The sequence below is a fragment of the Collinsella sp. LCP21S3_D3 genome (assembly GCF_052118305.1).
GTDB lineage: Bacteria > Actinomycetota > Coriobacteriia > Coriobacteriales > Coriobacteriaceae > Collinsella.
The window spans coordinates 1-429 of the sequence record NZ_JBQKHK010000066.1 but is presented as its reverse complement, the minus strand read 5'-3'; the positions used below and the strand labels follow the sequence as shown (position 1 = coordinate 429).

Sequence of the window (429 nt, the reverse complement as noted above, 5' to 3'; positions counted from 1 at the left end):
CGTCGCTTCCGTGGCTTCGCGCCGACACGGCGAGCCTGGACGCCGACCCCAACATCTTGTGGGCGGGCGGCGTGCCGTGGGACTTGGCGGCGTCGAAGCCCCGACTGACCCCCCGGCTGGACATCGACCCCAACACTCCCCACCTGGCCACGGCAGCGGCCTACCCGGCGGACATCGCCACCCCACTGTGGGACACCTTCATGGCGGCGGCCTTCCCCGACCCCGAACAGCGGGCGTGGGTCATGCGGCTGTTCGGGGTGGCCACCACCGGCCACGCGGACGCGGCCTTGCCCATCCTGTACGGGCCCCCCGGCGCGGGCAAGACCAGCGCGGTGAAGCTGGTAGGCGAAGCCCTGGGAAGCTACGCCGTCTACCCGTCGGCGCTCATCCTGGACAACACCACCAACACCACCGAAGAGCGGGCCCTAC

The 429-nt window shown here is 71.6% G+C and carries 1 protein-coding gene; it reads left to right on the top strand.

Translation table 11 applies throughout. From position 1 onward, the window contains the following. A partial coding sequence (locus ACTQ1S_RS09400; RefSeq protein ID WP_441547575.1) for a hypothetical protein occupies positions 1–429 on the top strand: 429 nt, incomplete at both ends.